This window comes from Streptomyces sp. CG 926 (assembly GCF_003148825.1).
GTDB lineage: Bacteria > Actinomycetota > Actinomycetes > Streptomycetales > Streptomycetaceae > Streptomyces.
Window position 1 is genome coordinate 109,164 of sequence record NZ_QGGZ01000016.1, and the last position, 15,949, is coordinate 125,112.

The following is a 15,949-nucleotide window of genomic DNA, read 5'->3' on the forward strand; positions in this document are numbered from 1 at the left end:
TGGTGGGGGAGCGGTCGTCAGGAGGTGGGGGCGGAGGTGGGGGTGGAGGTCGGGGTGGAGGAGGAGGTGGGCAGGGCGAGCGCCCGGGTGCCGCGCTTGATCAGCTCGTTGGCGATGATCAGGCGCTGGATCTCGGAGGTGCCCTCCCAGATCCGGTCGACGCGCAGCTCGCGGTACATGCGCTCGACGGGGTACGTACGGTCGTAGCCGCGCCCGCCGAAGATCTGCACGCACCGGTCGATGACCCGGCCCGCCGCCTCGCTCGCCGCGAGCTTCGCCGTCGAGGCCTTCGCGTGCAGCGTCTTGCGGTCGGTCTCCGGCCGGTCGGCCTCCCAGGCGACCTGGTGGGTGTAGGCCCGGTTGACCGCGATGTCCACGGCGCAGTCGGCGAGCATGCCCTGGATCAGCTGGAAGTCGGCGATGGGGGAGCCGAACTGGCGGCGCTCGATCGCCCAGTCCCGGGCGAGTTCCAGGGCCCGCTCGGCGGCCCCGACCGTCCGGGCGGCGATCATCAGCCGCTCGTCCGTGAACCACTCCTTGGTCAGCTCGTAGCCGTTGCCGACACCACCGAGCACGTCCTCGTCGGGGACGAACACGTCGGTGAAGGTGAACTCGGGGTGCCCGTTCACCGCGGAGTGCATGAACCGCGGGACCCGCGTCATCTCGACCCCGGGCGCCTGCTTGTCCACGAAGAACAGCGTCGCCGCCCGCTCGGGCCCCGCATCCGCCTGCACCAGCAGGAAGTCCGCGATGTCCCCACAGGTCACGAACCACTTCTCGCCGTTCAACAACCAGCCGCCGGCGGTACGGGTCGCGGTACTCGTCCCCGAACCGGGATCGGAACCGGCACCGGGCTCGGTCACCGCGAAGGCATCGAACCGCTCGCCCCGGATCACCGGCAGCAGATACTTCTCCCGCTGCGCCTCGGTCCCGTAGGCCAGCACGTTCGCGGGCCGCCACGGGATGTCCCACAGGCAGTTGGTGACCTTGCCGAACTCCTCCTCGACGATGACCTGATCCAGCAACGACAGCCCGGCCCCGCCCCATTCCGCGGGCATGTTGATCGCGTAGACACCGGCGTCGACGGCGGCGCGGGTCAGTTCACGGACCGTTTCGACGGGCAGCGGGCCACCGGCCTCCTCGGACCGGTCCTCGTAGGTCATCAGGAGCCGCGCGTAGGCGGCGGCACGGGCCTTGAGATCGGCCTGCTCGGGTGTGTAGCGGAAGTCCATGTGAAGTCAGTCCTCCAGAGCACAGGGGGTGGGGGTGGAGCGGTCAGCGCAGGACGGCCCGCGCGTCCAGGGCGAGTGCGCCGTCCGGGCGCACCAGCAGGGGGTTGACCTCCAGTTCGGCGATCTCCGGGTGCGCCGCGGCGACGGTGGTGATGCGCTCGACGACGGCCGCCGCCGCGGCCACGTCGACGGCCGGCCGGCCGCGTACGCCGTCCAGCAGCGCGGCGCTGCGCAAGCCCCGCAGCAGTGCCTCGGCCCGCTCCGCCGGTACGGGCGCGAGCGCGAAGGCGACGTCGCGGAGCGACTCGGTGAGGACGCCGCCGAGCCCGACCAGGGCGATCGGCCCGAACCGCGGGTCCTGGTTCACGCCCACGATCAACTCGATGCCGTCCGTGAGGTCGGCCATCGCCTCGACCGAGTAGGCGGGCGCGCCGAGCCGGGCACGCATCTCCCGGTACGCGGCGAGCAGCGCGTCCCGGTCGGCCAGGCGCAGCGCCACCCCGCCGGCGTCGGACTTGTGCAGCACGTGCAGGGCCTTGAGCACGTACGGGCCGTCGAACTCCGCGGCCGCTGCCAGCAGCCCGGCCTCGTCCGTGATCTCGCGCGCCGCCGGGAACGGCACCCCGGCGGCGTCGAGCAGTGCCCGCACCCCGTGGTAGCCCGGGTCCGCCAGCGGAGCGGCCACGCTCGGCAGCGGGGGCACACCGGCGGCGTCCACCGGATTCCGCCGCCCGGTCATCGCCGCGAGCGCCCGGGCGGCGTCCTCGGTGGCGTCGAACACCGGCACCCCGGCCTCGGCCAGCACCCGGCAGCTCGGCGATCCGGGGTACATCGACTGCACGACCAGCGGCTTCGCAGCCGCGGACGCGAGGTGCGCGACGATCTCCTTGGCGGCCCGGGCCTCGCCCTCCGCCAGTACGGACCCACCTGCCGGGCCGCCGCCCAGACCGCCCTCGGCGGCGGCGTAACCGCCGAAGTAGCCCGTCATCAGGACGGCGTCGACCTCGTCGGCGGCCAGCAGTGCCCCGACCGTGTCGGCGTAGGAGAGGGGCCGTTGTTCGCCCATCCCCGCCAGGTCGACAGGGTTGGCGACCGAGGACTGCTCCCACAGCACGGTCCGCAGTCGGTCCTGCGTGGGTCCGCCGAGCTCCGGTACCTCGAGCCCGGCGTCCTCGGTCGCGTCGGCGGCGATCGCGCCGTGGCCGCCGCCGTCGGTGAAGACGGCGGTACGGCGGCCCCGCGTACGCACCCCCGCGCCCAGTCCGGCCAGCACGACCGTCATCTCCCGCGGCGTACGGACGAGTTCGACCCGCGCGTCGCGGCAGGCGGCGGCCACCACGTCGGCCGAGGTGGTGAGCGCCCCGGTGTGGGACTGGGCGCTGCGGGCGGAGGCGGTGCCCCGGCCGGCCGTGAGCAGGACCACCGGCTTGCCCGCCGCGGCGGCGGCCGCCGCGAAGGCCCGGCCGTCACCGAAGTCCTCGGCGTACACGGCGATGGCCGAAGTGGCCTCGTGGCGGGCACAGTCCTCGACGAGGTCGACGAGGGTGACGTCGGCCTGGTTGCCGAGGGAGACGAAGCGGGAGAAGCCCAGGCCGTGCGGCTCACCGCGGAGCTGGAGTTCGAGGGCGAGGTTGCCGCTCTGGCTGAGCAGGGCGACCCCGCCGGGGGCGAAGCGGTCCGAGGCGAGGTAGAGCTCGGTGGTGTTGTCCGCGATGCCCAGGCAGTTGGGGCCGACGAGGACGGCTCCGGCGGCCCGTACCCGGTCGGCGACCGCACGCTGCCGGGCCAGGCCTGCGCGGCCGGCCTCGGCGAAGCCCGCGGTGATGGCGACGATCGCCTTCGCCCCGCAGGCCAGGGCCTCGTCGACGGCGGTCTCGAACCCGCTGCCGGGTACGGAGATCACCACCAGGTCGACGGGTTCGCCGACGGCCGTCAAGGAGGTGGCCGCGGCACGGCCGAGAACGGTGCCGCCGCGCCGGTTGACCAGGTGCACGGGCCGCCGGTCGGGGGCGCGCAGCGCCTGGGCGGCCACCGCGTGGCCGTACTTCGCCGGGTCGTCGCTGGCACCGACGACGGCGACCGAGCGGGGGTCGAAGAGGGCGGTCAGGTCACGTCCCATGTCATCCCTCCACGCGGAGGGCGGAGTTGGGGCAGCTCTCGGCGCAGGCGCGGGCGGCGTCCTCGGTGCCGGCCGGGACGACGACGGCGATGACGTTCGCGTAGCCCCATTCGTCGAGTTCGACCAGCTCGGGGGCGGGTTCCTGGCACAGCCCGTAGCCCTGGCAGCGGGTGGAGTCCAGCAGGAGTTTCATGATGTTCCTTTCAGCACGGGCACGGGGTTGCCCGGGGCGGCGGCGGTGAGCGGGGAGGCGACCTCCGGCACGGCCACCGTGAGGCGGTGGCGACCGTCCGCGGGTGCGGCGGCCGCGCACACCGGGCAGGAAGCGGCGAGATGGGAGCGGACGTGTCCGGGGAAGGCGCGCAGCAGGCTGCCCGCGATCCCCGCGGCGGCGTCCAGGAGTCCGCAGGCGCCGCGCCCGGTGAGGCCTTGGGACCAGCGGAGCAGGCTGTCCGCGGTGTCCGGGCCGGCGGTGCCTGCGGCCAGGCCGTTCAGCGCCTTGCCCACGGCCGAGGTGCCGGACACGCACACCCCGCACTGCCGGGCGCTCTCGGCCGCGAGGTGGGCGGCCGCGTCGGCCGCGGTGGTCACCGGGCAGCGGGTGGGGGCGAGGAAGTGGACGGCCCCGCATCCCAGGGCGGTGCCCGCGGCGGTGAGCGCGCCGGGCTCCAGGGGGAGGTCCAGGGCGTCGGCGTCGACGAGGCCGCCGAACAGCCCTCCCATCAGGGCGCCGGCCGCCTCCGGGGCTCCGTACCGGGCCGCCAGGGTGCGCAGCGGGATGCCGTAGGGGACCTCGGTGAGCATGGGTGCGGCCGGGCCGCCGGACAGGGTCACCAGGGTGCTGCGGGCGATGGCGCGCCGCAGGTCGGGCCGGGTGGCGGTGAGGGCGATACGGGCGAGCGTCTCGACGTTGGAGACGAGGGTCGGCGCACCGCCGACCCCACGCTCGAACGGGCGGGGCGGCTTGGCGGTGGGCAGCGCCGGGCCGCCGTCGATCCGGCGCACCACCGCGCTCTCCTCACCGGCGACGTAGGTGTGGCCGGTCTCGACCACCTCGACGGGCAGCGGCGGCGGGTGTTCGGCGAGGGCCCGGCGCACGCTCTCGCCCGCCGCCGCGTCCGAGAGGTACACGTAGCCGCGTACGGCCCCGGTGACGGCGGCGGCACGGACGAGGCCGTCGAGCACCAGGTGCGGCCGGGCCCGTAGCAGCCAGCGGTCCTTGGCCGAGCCCGGCTCCCCCTCCTCGCCGTTCGCCACGACGACGGGGGAGTCGTCGCGGCCGCGTACGGAGCGCAGTTTGACGGCGGCCGGGAAGCCGGCCCCGCCGCGACCGCGCAGCCCGGAGGCGGCGAGGTGGGCGAGCAGCTCCTCCGGGTCGACGGCCGGGTCGTAGCCGCCGGTGGCGCGGTAGGCGTCGGCGCTCTCCGTGAGGTGCGGCGCCGCTCCGAGGACGGTGCCCGGCGGCGGCGCCGTCGGGAGTCGGATCGTGGTCATCGGCCGGCTCCTGTCGTGGTGTGGGTGCGTAGGGTCCGTACGGCGCTCTCCAGCGCGGTGCGGTCCTCGGCGGTGCGGCCGTATCCGGGGCCCGGGAGGCCGATGAGCATGCGGTGGTGATCGAGGACGACCTCGCCGGCGAGCAGGGCGGCGGCGGGGTCGCCCGGACGGGACCCGGCGGCCACCGACGTCACCAGGTCGGTGACCTCGGCGAGGTAACGGAGCCAGCTGTGCCGGCTGCCGCGCAGGATCAGGCGCTCCACGCGGCGCCGTTCGCCGGCCGCCAGGTCCTGTGGGGGGAGCCCTGCGGTCGCACCGTGCGAGGAGGCGCGCAGGGCGGCGACCGCGGTGGGGAGTTCGCGCTCCGGTTCGGGGGTGAGCCCGAGCCAGTCCAGACGCCGATGACCGCTCATGCGTGCCTCCGGGGAGATCAGGAGATCGAGGAGATCGGGAGATCCGGGGTGCGGGCCCGGGACGGCCCGGGCGGGCCGCACGGCCTGGTCCGCCCCCATGAGCTGGGCGAACGGGGAACGGGGCCGGTGCGGCGACAGGAAAGCACGTTTGCTGACCGATCGGTCAGGCAAGAATTACGCTAGCTGACCGATCGGTCAGTGAACAAGTCTTGACCCGGCGGAAATCAGCCAGCAATGTGGCTGTCCAATCGGTCAGCCCGGTCCGGGTCTCCCGCCCCGACCGCCTGTCCGTCGCCGGGCAGCCCTGCCCTGTCCCGGCCCTGCCCCCCGCCCCACCCGCCTTGCCTCGCCATCGAACGCCGACACCGATCGCCGCACGCCGGCACGGAGGAGTCACCGATGCACTCAAGAGCTCCCGAATCACCGACCGGCCCTGCCGACCGGACCGAGCACACCCCCGGCATCGCCGGCACCGCCCGTACCGACCCGGGCGGACCACCGGGCCACGCCTCGACCGTCGGGCCGGCCGGCCGAGAGGGCGCCGAACCCACCGACATCCCCGGGCCCGCCCTTCCGGCCCGCTACTACACCGATCCCGAGACCGCCGCCGCCGAGACCCGGCACGTCTTCGGCAGGTCGTGGCAGCTGGTCTGCCACGAGTCCGACCTGCCGAACCCCGGAGCGCGGCTCGCCGCCACGGTCGCCGACCGTGAGGTGCTGGTGGTCCGCACCGAGGACGGCGGCCTCGCCGCGCACCTCAACGTCTGCCGCCACCGCGGAACCCGCCTGGTGACCGCCCCCGAGCCCGACGGCAAGGCGATCCGCTGCCCGTACCACGGCTGGACGTACCGCCTGGACGGAAGCCTGGTCGGCGCCCCGGAGGCCCGCCAGATCCCCTGCCTCGACAAGCCGAAGCTCGGTCTCTTCCCGGCCCGCGTCGAGTCCTTCCTCGGCTTCGTCTTCGTCAACCTCGACCCCGACGCCGTTCCGCTGGCCACGAGCTGCGCCGGCCTCGCCGAGGCGGTCGGCCACTACGCCGGGGCCGACCTCGTGCCCATCGGCCGCGCCCGTATCCACGACCTGGCCGCCGCCGAGGTGCAGCAGGCCAATTGGAAGGTGGCGGTCGACAACTACCTGGAGGGCTACCACGTACCGGTCGCCCACCCCGGCCTGATGCGGCTGCTCGACTACCAGGGCTACACCTGCGACATCGAGGAGTCCTACGCGCTCTTCGCCTCGCCGCTGCGCGACAAGCCCTCCTCGAACTGGGCCGAGCGCCTCTACCAGCGCATCGCCGCACCGATGCCGGGCCTCGGCGAGGCCGACCGGCGGATCTGGCGGTACGCGGTGATCTACCCGAACACCCTCATCGACTTCTACCCCGACCACGTACTGGCCTGGACCGCGATCCCCACGGCGGTGGACCGCGTGGCCGTACCGGGAGCGTTCTACACCCGGCGCGGCACCAGCCTGCGCACCCGCCTCGCGCGGCGCCTGAACATCCACATCGGCTGGATCACCAACGACGAGGACGCCGAGCTGGTCGCCCGCGTGCAGAAGGGGCTCTCCACCCCCGGGTTCGAGCCCGGACCGCTGTCACGCCGTGAGTCGGCGGTCGGCTGGTTCGCGGGCCGCATCCGGTCGGACCTCGACGGCGCCGCTCCGTAGCCGGCCGCGACCACTGCGTCCCCACCGCCGGACGACAGCAATGCCGCACGACCGCACCGCCCGGCCGCACCGCACGACCGCGCCACACCGCACGACCGCACCGCACGACCGCGCCACACCGCACGACCGCACCGCACGGCCGCGCCACCGCACCGCACCGCATCGCGGCACCCCCGGAGCCGCGCCCGCCGCACGACCGAGCCCCCACGTACCGCTCGTTCCCGCCGTCCCCCTGCGGCCCCTACGGAGAGGACCCCATGTCCCCCGAGGCACTCCCCCCGACCAGACGCTCGTTCCTCCGCGCCGGCACCGCCGCCGCCCTCGCCCTCACCGCCGCCGGCTGCGGCTTCGCCACCTCCGACGACCCGGCCGGCAAGGCGAATGCGGAAGCACCCATCGACGTCAAGGTCGACGGCGACCTCGTCTACTTCAACTGGGCGGACTTCGTCGACCCCACCGTCTTCGAAGGCTTCCAGAAGGAGTACGGCGTCAAGGTCGTCCAGTCGAACTACGACTCCATGGAGGGCATGGCCGCCAAACTGAACGCCGGCAACCGCTACGACATCATCTTCCCCACCGCGAAATGGGCCGAGCGCCTCGCCACCGGCGGCCGGCTCCGTACGATCGACCACTCCCGGCTGCGCGGCGCCGAGGCCGTGTTCGGCGGCTACCACTACTTCGCGGACCCCTGGTACGACCCCCGCTCCGCGCACACCGTCCCGTTCACCATGTACAAGACGGGCATCGGCTGGCGCAGGGACCGGCTCGGCGACCTGACCGGTTCCTGGGAGGACCTGTGGAACGAGAAGGCCAAGGGCAAGGTCTTCGTCCTCGACGACCGTGACGAGGTGCTGGGCCTCGGCGCGCTCAAACTCGGCCTCGGCCTCACCACCGGCGACCACGGTGACCTCGCCCGCGTCACGGACACCCTGCGCTCGCTCCGCCCCCGCCTGCGCGGCTTCTCCAGCGACAGCTACAACAACCTCCTCAACGGCAACGCCGACATGACCCAGGCCTGGAGCGGAGACATGGCCGCCATGCTCGCCCAGGCCGAGGACCCGTCCGTCTTCGGCTTCGAGGTCGCCCGCGAAGGCGCCCCCGTCAACTCCGACTGTTACGCCATCCCGGCCAACGCACAGCACCCCGGCACCGCGATGCTCTTCATCGACTACATGCTCCGCCCGGAGAACGTGAAGAAGAACATCGAGTACATCGGCTACCCGATGCCGGTCCGTGGCACCGAGGACACCTACGCCGCGCTCGTCGAGCCGTTCCCCCAGTGCCTGGTGACCGCCGACGACCTGGCGGCAGACCTCTTCTTCCGCAACGGCGACGCGGGGACCGAACGGGCCCGCGACGCCGCCTGGACCGACGTGAAGGCCGGCTGACATGGCGACCCGCACCAACCGCACCGGGACCGCGCCGCGGCCGCCCCAGGACCCGGACACACCGACAAAGCCGTCACCGGACCGGACACGGACCGGGGCCATCCCCCGCGGCGGCGCCCGGACCCGGCAGCCACGCCTGTGGACCTGGCTCCTGCTCCCCGGCACGCTCTGGATGACCGGCTTCCTCGTCGCCTCCCTCCTGCTCGTGGCCACCCTCGCGCTCGGCACCACCGACCCCCTCGGCAACCCGCGCTTCGGACTCAACTTCGCCAACCTCACCGCACTGGCCGACCCCGCCTACAGCACCGTCCTGCTGCGTTCCCTCGGATACGCGCTGATCACCTGCCTCATCAGCCTGGCCGTGGCCTACCCGGTCGCCTACGCCATCGCGCTGCGCGGCGGCCGCTTCAAGAACCTGCTGATCGCCGCGATCGTCGTCCCGTTCTTCGCCAACTACCTGGTCCGGATGTACGGCTGGTCCGTCGTCCTCTCCGACGACGGACCGCTGCTCAAGGCCCTGCGCGCGATCGGTCTCGCCGACGGCGACACCAAGATCCTGCAGACCGGGGTGGGGGTCATCGCCGGACTCGTCTACGGCTTCGTGGTCTTCATGATCATCCCGCTGTACGCGGCGATGGAGCGCATGGACACCTCGCTCATCGAGGCCGGCCGCGACCTCTACGGCGGCCCCCTGCGCACCTTCCTCTTCGTCACCGTCCCCGCCACCCGGCAGGGAGCGGCCGCCGGCTGCGTCCTTGTCTTCCTGCCCGCCATGGGGGACTTCGTCAGCGCCCAGCTCATGGGAGGACCCGACCAGATCATGATCGGCAACCTGATCCAGGACAAGTTCTTCCAGGGCCAGAACTGGCCGCTGGGCTCCGCCCTCACCATGCTGCTGATGGCGGTCCTGTTCCTCGGAATGCTCGGCTACCTGCGCCGCACCCGCAAGGACGAGGCGGAGGCCGCCCGATGAGCGCCAGCACCAGCACCAGCGGTACGACCGTGAGCAGCGCCACCAGCAGCGAAACCGGCACAGGCCCCGCCACCGGTACCGGAAGCCCGCGGCGCCGCCGGCGCGGCGCCGATCGCCGCCCCCGCTTCGCCATCGCCGTCACCGCCCTCTTCTTCGCGCTCCTCTACCTCCCCGTCGGCGTCGTCGTCCTCTTCTCCTTCAACTCCCAGAAATCCCTCACCGTCCTCGACGGCGTCAGCCTCCGCTGGTACACGGCCCTCCTGCACGACGAGGTACTCCTCGACTCGCTCGGCATGAGCCTGCGGGTGTCCCTGGTCGCCATGGCCGGCTCGCTCGTCCTCGGCGTGGCCCTGGCGCTGGGCCTCGTACGCAGCCGCAGCCGCCTCGGCTCCTTCGCCGGCCTGATCATGCTCGTCCCACTGATCACCCCGGAGATCGTCACCGGCGTCGCGGCGATGCTCCTCTTCAAGGGCCTCGGCATCACCCTCTCCACCACCACCGTGATGCTCGCCGAGATCACCTTCTCCATCTCCTACGTGACGGTCATCCTCCGCTCCCGCATCGCCGCACTCAACCCGGAGGTGGAAGAGGCCGCCATGGACCTCGGCGCCACCCGGGGGCAGGCACTGCGCCTGGTGACCCTGCCCGCGCTGCTACCCAGCATCCTGGCGTCCGCGGTGCTGATCTTCGCCCTCGTCTTCGACGACTTCGTCCTCGCCTACTTCACCACCGGCGTCGACCCGCAACCGCTGTCCGTGCGCATCTACTCGGCGATCAGGTTCGGCGTGCAGCCCACCATCAACGCCGTCGGCACCCTGATGCTGGTCGGCTCCATCGGCCTCATCGTCCTCGCCCTCGCCATCCCGCGCCTCTTCGGGCGCAAAGGCGGCCTCGACCTGCTCTCCGGGAAGTGACACCCATGCCCGCGACACCCGAGCACCCGACCACCCACGCGCAGACCTCCTCGACGTCCCCGACCCCCCTGACCCCGACACCCATCCACCCCACCCCCGCCGTCCGGCTCGACCGCGTCAGCAAGCAGTACCCCGCCGCGGGCGGCACCTACGCCGTACGCGACGTCGAACTCGACATCGCGCCGGGCGAGTTCTTCTCCCTCCTCGGCCCCTCCGGCTGCGGCAAGACCACCCTCCTGCGGATGATCGGCGGCTTCTCCGACCCCAGCACGGGAAGCGTCCTCCTCGACGGTCAGGACGTCACCGGCCTGCCGCCCAACAAGCGCAACGTCAACACCGTCTTCCAGAGCTACGCCCTCTTCGACCATCTCTCGCTCGCCGACAACGTGGCCTTCGGACTCAAGCGCAAGGGCGTCGGCCGCGCCGAGATCCGCGAACGGGTCAGCGACATGCTCGACCTCGTCCAGCTCGGCCACCTGGCCGCCCGCAAGCCGACCACGCTCTCCGGCGGCCAGAAACAACGAGTCGCCCTCGCCCGCGCCCTCGTCAACCGGCCCCAGGTGCTGCTCCTCGACGAACCCCTGGCCGCCCTCGACCTCAAACTGCGCCGCCACATGCAGGTCGAGCTCAAGCAGATCCAGCGCGAGGTCGGCATCACCTTCGTCTTCGTCACCCACGACCAGGACGAGGCACTGACCATGTCGGACCGCCTCGCCGTCATGAACGAGGGCCGAGTCGAGCAGTGCGGTACGCCCGAGGACGTCTACGAGCGCCCCACGAGCAGCTTCACCGCCTCCTTCATGGGCACCTCCAACCTCGTCCCCGGCACCTACCGCGCCGGCCGGGTCGTCCTCGACGACGGCCCCGAGCTGCCCGTCGGGCAGCGGCCCGCCGTCGCCGAGGGCAGCAGGGTCAACCTCTCGATCCGCCCAGAGAAGATCTGGCTGTCCGACCTGGAGCCGGACATGGCGCGCGCCGCCGGAGTCGTCCGCGAGACCGTCTACTGCGGCCCCACCACGACCTACCTCATCGAACTGGCCCCCGGCATCACGGTGTCCGTACTGGAGCAGAACACCGTCCGCTCCCGCCGGGAGGACCGCTGGAGCGGCGGCGAGCGCGTCGAGATCGGCTGGAAGCCCGAACACTGCCTCGTCCTGGACTGAAGCCGCCCCGGCCCCCCGGCTCGGCCCGGCCCGCCCCGGTTCCGAGCCCACCGCGCCCTCACCGAAGGACACCCCCATGAACCACGACGTCATCGTGCTCGGCGCCGGCCTGGCCGGCCTCGCCGCCGCACGCGACCTCGCCGCCGGCGGAGCCGACGTCCTCGTCGTCGAGGCCCGGGACCGGGTCGGCGGACGCGTCGAACAGACCGAACTCCCCGACGGCCGGCTGGTCCAGCTCGGCGGCGAGGTCGTCGGCCGCGCCCACACCGCCTACCTGGGTCTCGCCGCCGAACTCGGCCTCACCCTGGTCCCCAGCTACGTCGCCGAGCCCGGCACCCTCACCCGCGCCACGCCCGAAGGGGTCTCCGCCGGCGATGCGCCGCACTGGTTCGGCCCCGGGGACGACGCCTGCCACGAGAAGGTCACCGCCGCCTTCTGCGCGCTCGCCCGGACCGTCGACCCGACCGACCCCTGGTCCCACCCCGACGCCACGACCCTCGACAGCACCTCCGTCGGCGCCTGGCTACGTGCCCAGGGCGCGACCCCGGCCGTCGTCCGCCTCTGGGAGATAGGCCAACTCGCCCTCGCCGACGGCTCGTGCGAGCGCACGTCCCTGCTCGCCGCCCTGCGCAAGCACGCGGCCGTCCCCGGCCCCGACGCCTACGACTACGAAGCCTGGGAGGGCCTGCGGGTCGCCGAGGGCTCCGCCACGGTGGCCCTGCGCATGGCCGCCGCCCTCGGCGGACGTGTCCGCACGGGCGCACCCGTCGAGGCCGTCACGATCCGCCGACCCGGCCGGTGCTCTGTACGACTGGCCGGCGGCGAGACCCTCACCGCCGACGCCGTCGTCAGCGCCCTGCCCGTCGGCCCGTTCCGCCAGGTTTCCGTCACCGGCGTCTCCGACGGGCGACTGGCCTCCTTGTACCGCCAACGCCAGGCACTCGCGGCGAAGTTCGTGGCCGCCTACGACCGGCCGTTCTGGCGCGACCTCGGCCGCAACGGCCTCTCCGAATGCGAAGGGGTCCTCGGCAGCACCTGGCCGCAGAGCGACGGGATCCTCTCCGCCCTGGTACCGCCGGAGAGGCTCGGCGTTCTGCTCGGAGCACCCACCTCGCTGCGCACCCGTGAACTCCTCGCCGACATCGCCCGCCTCTACGGCGACGCGGCGTACGGGCCGTTGGCCACGTACGTCCGGATGTGGGGCACCGACCCGTGGACCCAGGGGTACGTCACCCAGTGGACCCCGGGCGACGTCATGGCCGTCGGCCCCCTCCACGGCACCCACGAGCCACCCTTCTACGTCTGCGGATCCGACCAGTGGGTGGCCGGCTACATGGAAGGCGCCGTACGCACCGGACGCGACGCCGCCGAGGAGGCGCTGCGCCGTGGCTGACACCGACCCCGTGCTCAACCACATCGCGGGCACGGACCTGCCGGCCGCCTCGGGGGAGACCATGGAACTGGTCGACCCCGCCACCGGCGCCGTGCACGGCCACGCCCCACGCTCCGGCAGGGCCGACACCGACGCCGCCTGTACGGCGGCCGGGGCGGCCTCCGCGCACTGGTCCACGACCACACCGGCCGAACGCCAGCGCGCCCTGCTCGCCATCGCCGACGCCATCGAGGAGCACGCCGAGGCCTTCGTGGCGGCCGAGACCGGCGACACCGGCAAACCGGCCCGCCTGTTCCGGACCGAGGAACTGCCCGCGATCGTGGACACCGTACGCTTCTTCGCCGGAGCCGCCCGCAACCTGCCGGGCCTGGCCGCGGCCGAGTACACCGAGGGCCGTACCTCCGTACTGAGGCGCGAACCCGTCGGGGTCTGCGCCCAGATCACCCCGTGGAACTACCCGCTGATGATGGCCGTGTGGAAGATCGCCCCCGCGATCGCCGCCGGTAACACGATCGTGCTCAAGCCCGCCGACACCACCCCGTCGTCGTCCGCGCTGCTGGCCCGCGTCGCGGCCGAGCACCTCCCGCCCGGCGTGTTCAACGTGGTGTGCGGCGACCGCGACACCGGCCGCACCCTCACCGCCCACCCCGATGTCGCCCTCATCGCGGTCACCGGCAGCGTTCGCGCCGGCCGGCAGATCGCCGCCGCCGCGGCCGCCGACCTCAAACGGGTCCACCTGGAGCTCGGCGGCAACGCCCCCGTCCTGATCCACGACGACGTGGACATCGAGGCGACCGCCGCCGCCCTCGCCGCGGTCGCCTACTACAACGCGGGCCAGGACTGCACGGCACCCACCCGGCTGCTGGTCCACCAGCGGGTGCACGACGCGTTCCTCGCGGCCTTCGCGGCCGAGGCGGGCACACTGCGCACGGGCGGCCCGGACGAGCCGGACGCCGACTTCGGCCCGCTGAACAACGCGGCCCAGCTGGCCTCCGTACGGTCGCTGCTCGACCGGCTGCCGCGACGCGCCGACGTCGTCACGGGCGGCGCCCGCCTCGACCGGCCGGGCTTCTTCCACGAACCCACCGTCGTCGCCGGTGTGCGTCAGGACGACGAGATCGTGCAGGAGGAGATCTTCGGCCCCGTCGTGACCGTGCAGTCCTTCGCGGACGAGGCGGAGGCCCTGTACCTGGCCAACGACGTCCGTCACGGTCTGGCCGCCAGTGTGTGGACGAGGGACCACGACCGTGCGATGCGCGCGACCCGTGCCTTGCACACCGGCATCGTCTGGGTGAACACCCACGGCACCACCGTCTCCGAGATGCCTCACGGCGGGGTCAAGCACTCGGGCTACGGCAGCGACCTCTCGATGGCGGGCCTCCTGGACTACACGCAGGTCAAGCACGTCATGCTGTGATGCCGTCCGGGGCGTCCGGGGCGTCCGGGGCGTGCGGCGTACGCCCCCGGACCGGCCCGGATCCGTACCCGGACAGGATCAGCCGTTCAGGGAGGCCATCAGCTCCGGCGCGTAGCGGTCGCCCGAGGCCACGCCGTGCGGCGCCACCGCGTCGATGGCGGCCAGCTCCTCGGGGGTGATCGTCACCGCGGTGGCGGCGATGTTCTCCTCCAGGTAGCGGCGCCGCTTGGTGCCCGGGATGGGAACGGCGCCCTGCTGGAGGGTCCAGGCCAGGGCGAGCTGGGAGGGGGTGAACACCCTTCTCGGAGGCGAGCCTGCGCACCTGGTCCACGACGGCCAGGTTGCGGTGGAAGTTCTCACCCTGGAACCGGGGGTCGGTGCGGCGGAAGTCGTCGGCGGCGAAGTCGTCGGGGCTGGTGATGGCGCCGGAGAGGAAGCCGCGTCCGAGCGGGGAGTAGGCGACGAGGCCGATGCCGAGGTCGCGCAGGGTGTCGAGGACGCCGTCGTGCTCGATGCCACGCTCGAAGAGGCTGTACTCCGTCTGTACGGCGGCCAGCGGGTGCACGGCGTGGGCGCGGGCGATCGTGGTGGGGGAGACCTCGCACAGCCCGATGTGGCGGACCTTGCCGGCCTCGACCAGCTCGGCCAGGGCGCCGACGCTCTCCTCGATCGGCACGTTCGGGTCGACGCGGTGCAGGTAGTAGAGGTCGATGTGGTCGGTGCCCAGGTGACGCAGGGAGCGGTCGGCCGACCGGCGGATGTACTCAGGGCTCGCGTTGTGGCCGAGGAGGGCGCCCTCGTCGGAGAACTCGACGCCGGTCTTCGTGGCGACCACGGCGGCCTCCCGGCGGCCCGCCAGCGCCTTGCCGAGCAGCTGCTCGTTGCGGAAGGGACCGTAGCCCTCGGCGGTGTCGAGCAGGGTGACGCCCAGCTCCAGGGCTCGGTCGATGGTGGCGAGGGATTCGGTCTCGTCGGTGGCGCCGTAGTGGGCGCTCATGCCCATCAGGCCGAGGCCTTCGGCGCCGACCTTCAGCCCCTGACGGCCCAGTGCGCGGATCTCCATGGCGTGCTCCTCGTGCAGAAGTAACTAACTGGATAGTTCGAGTCTGCGACGCGTCGACCCTGTTTGTCAATAACTGGATAGTTACTTGCTAGGCTGCGGTCCATGGCACGGGATTCCCACGCGACCAAGGCGCGTCTGCTCGACGCGGCCTTCACCGAGTTCGCCACGTACGGCATCGCGGGCGCGCGCGTCGACCGCATCGCCGAGACGGCGCAGGCGAACAAGCGACTCATCTACGTCTACTACGGCAACAAGGAGCAGCTTTTCGACGCCGTGCTCCAGCGGGCCCTCGCGACGGGCTCGGAATCCGTCGCCTTCGACGTGGAGGATCTGCCCGGCTATGCGGGGGCGGTCTTCGACCACCTCGTCGAGCGGCCCGAGCTGATGCGCCTCGTGCTGTGGAAGCAACTGGAGCGCCCGGGGTCCACCGACGAGGAGACCTCGTCCTACGACGGCAAGATCGCGGCGGTTCGACGGGCGCAGGAAGCGGGCCGGATCGATGCCGGGGTGCCCGCGGCCGATGTGCTGACGCTGGTCATGGGCCTGTCGCAGGCCTGGTTCGGCGCGGTGGGAGGTCCGGCGGCCGGCGCGGCGGGCACCGGCTGGGCCGCCGAGCGGCTCGCCGAGCACCGCGCGGCGGTGGTGGAGGCCGTCCGCCGGATCACCACGCCCGCACCCCCGACCGACGAAGCCTAGGCCGTCGGCCTAGGGC

General features: G+C 72.9%; 13 protein-coding genes and 1 pseudogene. 8 read left to right on the top strand and 6 right to left on the bottom strand.

All coding sequences use genetic code 11. The annotated features are described in order from the left end of the window. Nucleotides 1–17 precede the first annotated feature (17 nt). The 5 genes from BCL76_RS33940 to BCL76_RS33960 are packed head-to-tail and all read right to left on the bottom strand — an operon-like array spanning nucleotide 18 to nucleotide 5,258. Entirely contained in the window at nucleotides 18–1,232 is a 1,215-nt protein-coding gene (locus tag BCL76_RS33940) for an acyl-CoA dehydrogenase family protein (protein WP_109783211.1), read from the bottom strand. A 43-nt stretch (nucleotides 1,233–1,275) separates the two neighbouring features. After that, entirely contained in the window at nucleotides 1,276–3,351 is a 2,076-nt protein-coding gene (locus BCL76_RS33945) for an acetate--CoA ligase family protein (RefSeq protein ID WP_109783212.1), read from the bottom strand. Between the two features lies 1 nt (nucleotide 3,352). Then, nucleotides 3,353–3,544: a ferredoxin gene (locus tag BCL76_RS33950; protein ID WP_030385056.1), complete on the bottom strand. Its 192-nt coding sequence runs from the start codon at nucleotides 3,542–3,544 to the stop codon at nucleotides 3,353–3,355. Continuing rightward, the gene (locus tag BCL76_RS33955) at nucleotides 3,541–4,845 is read right to left on the bottom strand and encodes an NADH-ubiquinone oxidoreductase-F iron-sulfur binding region domain-containing protein (protein ID WP_109783213.1); all 1,305 of its coding nucleotides are present in this window, start codon (nucleotides 4,843–4,845) and stop codon (nucleotides 3,541–3,543) included. Before BCL76_RS33955 ends, BCL76_RS33950 begins: the two co-directional genes overlap by 4 nt. After that, nucleotides 4,842–5,258 (bottom strand): hypothetical protein, encoded by a 417-nt coding sequence (locus BCL76_RS33960; protein ID WP_146228481.1) that lies wholly within the window; start codon nucleotides 5,256–5,258, stop codon nucleotides 4,842–4,844. Before BCL76_RS33960 ends, BCL76_RS33955 begins: the two co-directional genes overlap by 4 nt. Before the next feature lie 399 nt (nucleotides 5,259–5,657). Here BCL76_RS33960 and BCL76_RS33965 point away from each other — a divergent pair, with 399 nt between their 5' ends. The 7 genes from BCL76_RS33965 to BCL76_RS33995 all read left to right on the top strand — a co-directional run bounded on the left by BCL76_RS33965 (nucleotide 5,658) and on the right by BCL76_RS33995 (nucleotide 14,174). Beyond that, nucleotides 5,658–6,926 carry an aromatic ring-hydroxylating oxygenase subunit alpha gene (locus tag BCL76_RS33965; RefSeq protein ID WP_109783215.1) on the top strand — a complete coding sequence of 423 codons (1,269 nt, stop codon included), beginning with the start codon at nucleotides 5,658–5,660 and terminating at the stop codon, nucleotides 6,924–6,926. A gap of 257 nt (nucleotides 6,927–7,183) precedes the next feature. Beyond that, nucleotides 7,184–8,314 carry a polyamine ABC transporter substrate-binding protein gene (locus tag BCL76_RS33970; RefSeq protein WP_109783216.1) on the top strand — a complete coding sequence of 377 codons (1,131 nt, stop codon included), beginning with the start codon at nucleotides 7,184–7,186 and terminating at the stop codon, nucleotides 8,312–8,314. A 1-nt stretch (nucleotide 8,315) separates the two neighbouring features. Continuing rightward, entirely contained in the window at nucleotides 8,316–9,287 is a 972-nt protein-coding gene (locus BCL76_RS33975; protein WP_109783217.1) for an ABC transporter permease, read from the top strand. Beyond that, nucleotides 9,284–10,201 (top strand): ABC transporter permease, encoded by a 918-nt coding sequence (locus tag BCL76_RS33980; protein WP_109783218.1) that lies wholly within the window; start codon nucleotides 9,284–9,286, stop codon nucleotides 10,199–10,201. The genes BCL76_RS33975 and BCL76_RS33980 overlap by 4 nt, the downstream gene beginning before the upstream one ends. 5 nt (nucleotides 10,202–10,206) lie before the next feature. Beyond that, entirely contained in the window at nucleotides 10,207–11,364 is a 1,158-nt protein-coding gene (locus BCL76_RS33985; protein ID WP_109783219.1) for an ABC transporter ATP-binding protein, read from the top strand. Between the two features lie 76 nt (nucleotides 11,365–11,440). Further along, on the top strand, nucleotides 11,441–12,757 hold the full coding sequence (locus BCL76_RS33990; RefSeq protein WP_109783220.1) for a flavin monoamine oxidase family protein: 1,317 nt from the start codon (nucleotides 11,441–11,443) through the stop codon (nucleotides 12,755–12,757). A 61-nt stretch (nucleotides 12,758–12,818) separates the two neighbouring features. Next, the gene (locus BCL76_RS33995; protein ID WP_219934009.1) at nucleotides 12,819–14,174 is read left to right on the top strand and encodes an aminobutyraldehyde dehydrogenase; all 1,356 of its coding nucleotides are present in this window, start codon (nucleotides 12,819–12,821) and stop codon (nucleotides 14,172–14,174) included. A 78-nt stretch (nucleotides 14,175–14,252) separates the two neighbouring features. Here the strand turns inward: BCL76_RS33995 and BCL76_RS34000 are convergent. Continuing rightward, nucleotides 14,253–15,237 (bottom strand): annotated as a pseudogene (locus BCL76_RS34000) (aldo/keto reductase). A 102-nt stretch (nucleotides 15,238–15,339) separates the two neighbouring features. Between BCL76_RS34000 and BCL76_RS34005 the strand changes: the two are divergent. Then, entirely contained in the window at nucleotides 15,340–15,933 is a 594-nt protein-coding gene (locus BCL76_RS34005) for a TetR family transcriptional regulator (RefSeq protein ID WP_109783222.1), read from the top strand. The last annotated feature ends 16 nt before the right edge of the window (nucleotides 15,934–15,949 follow it).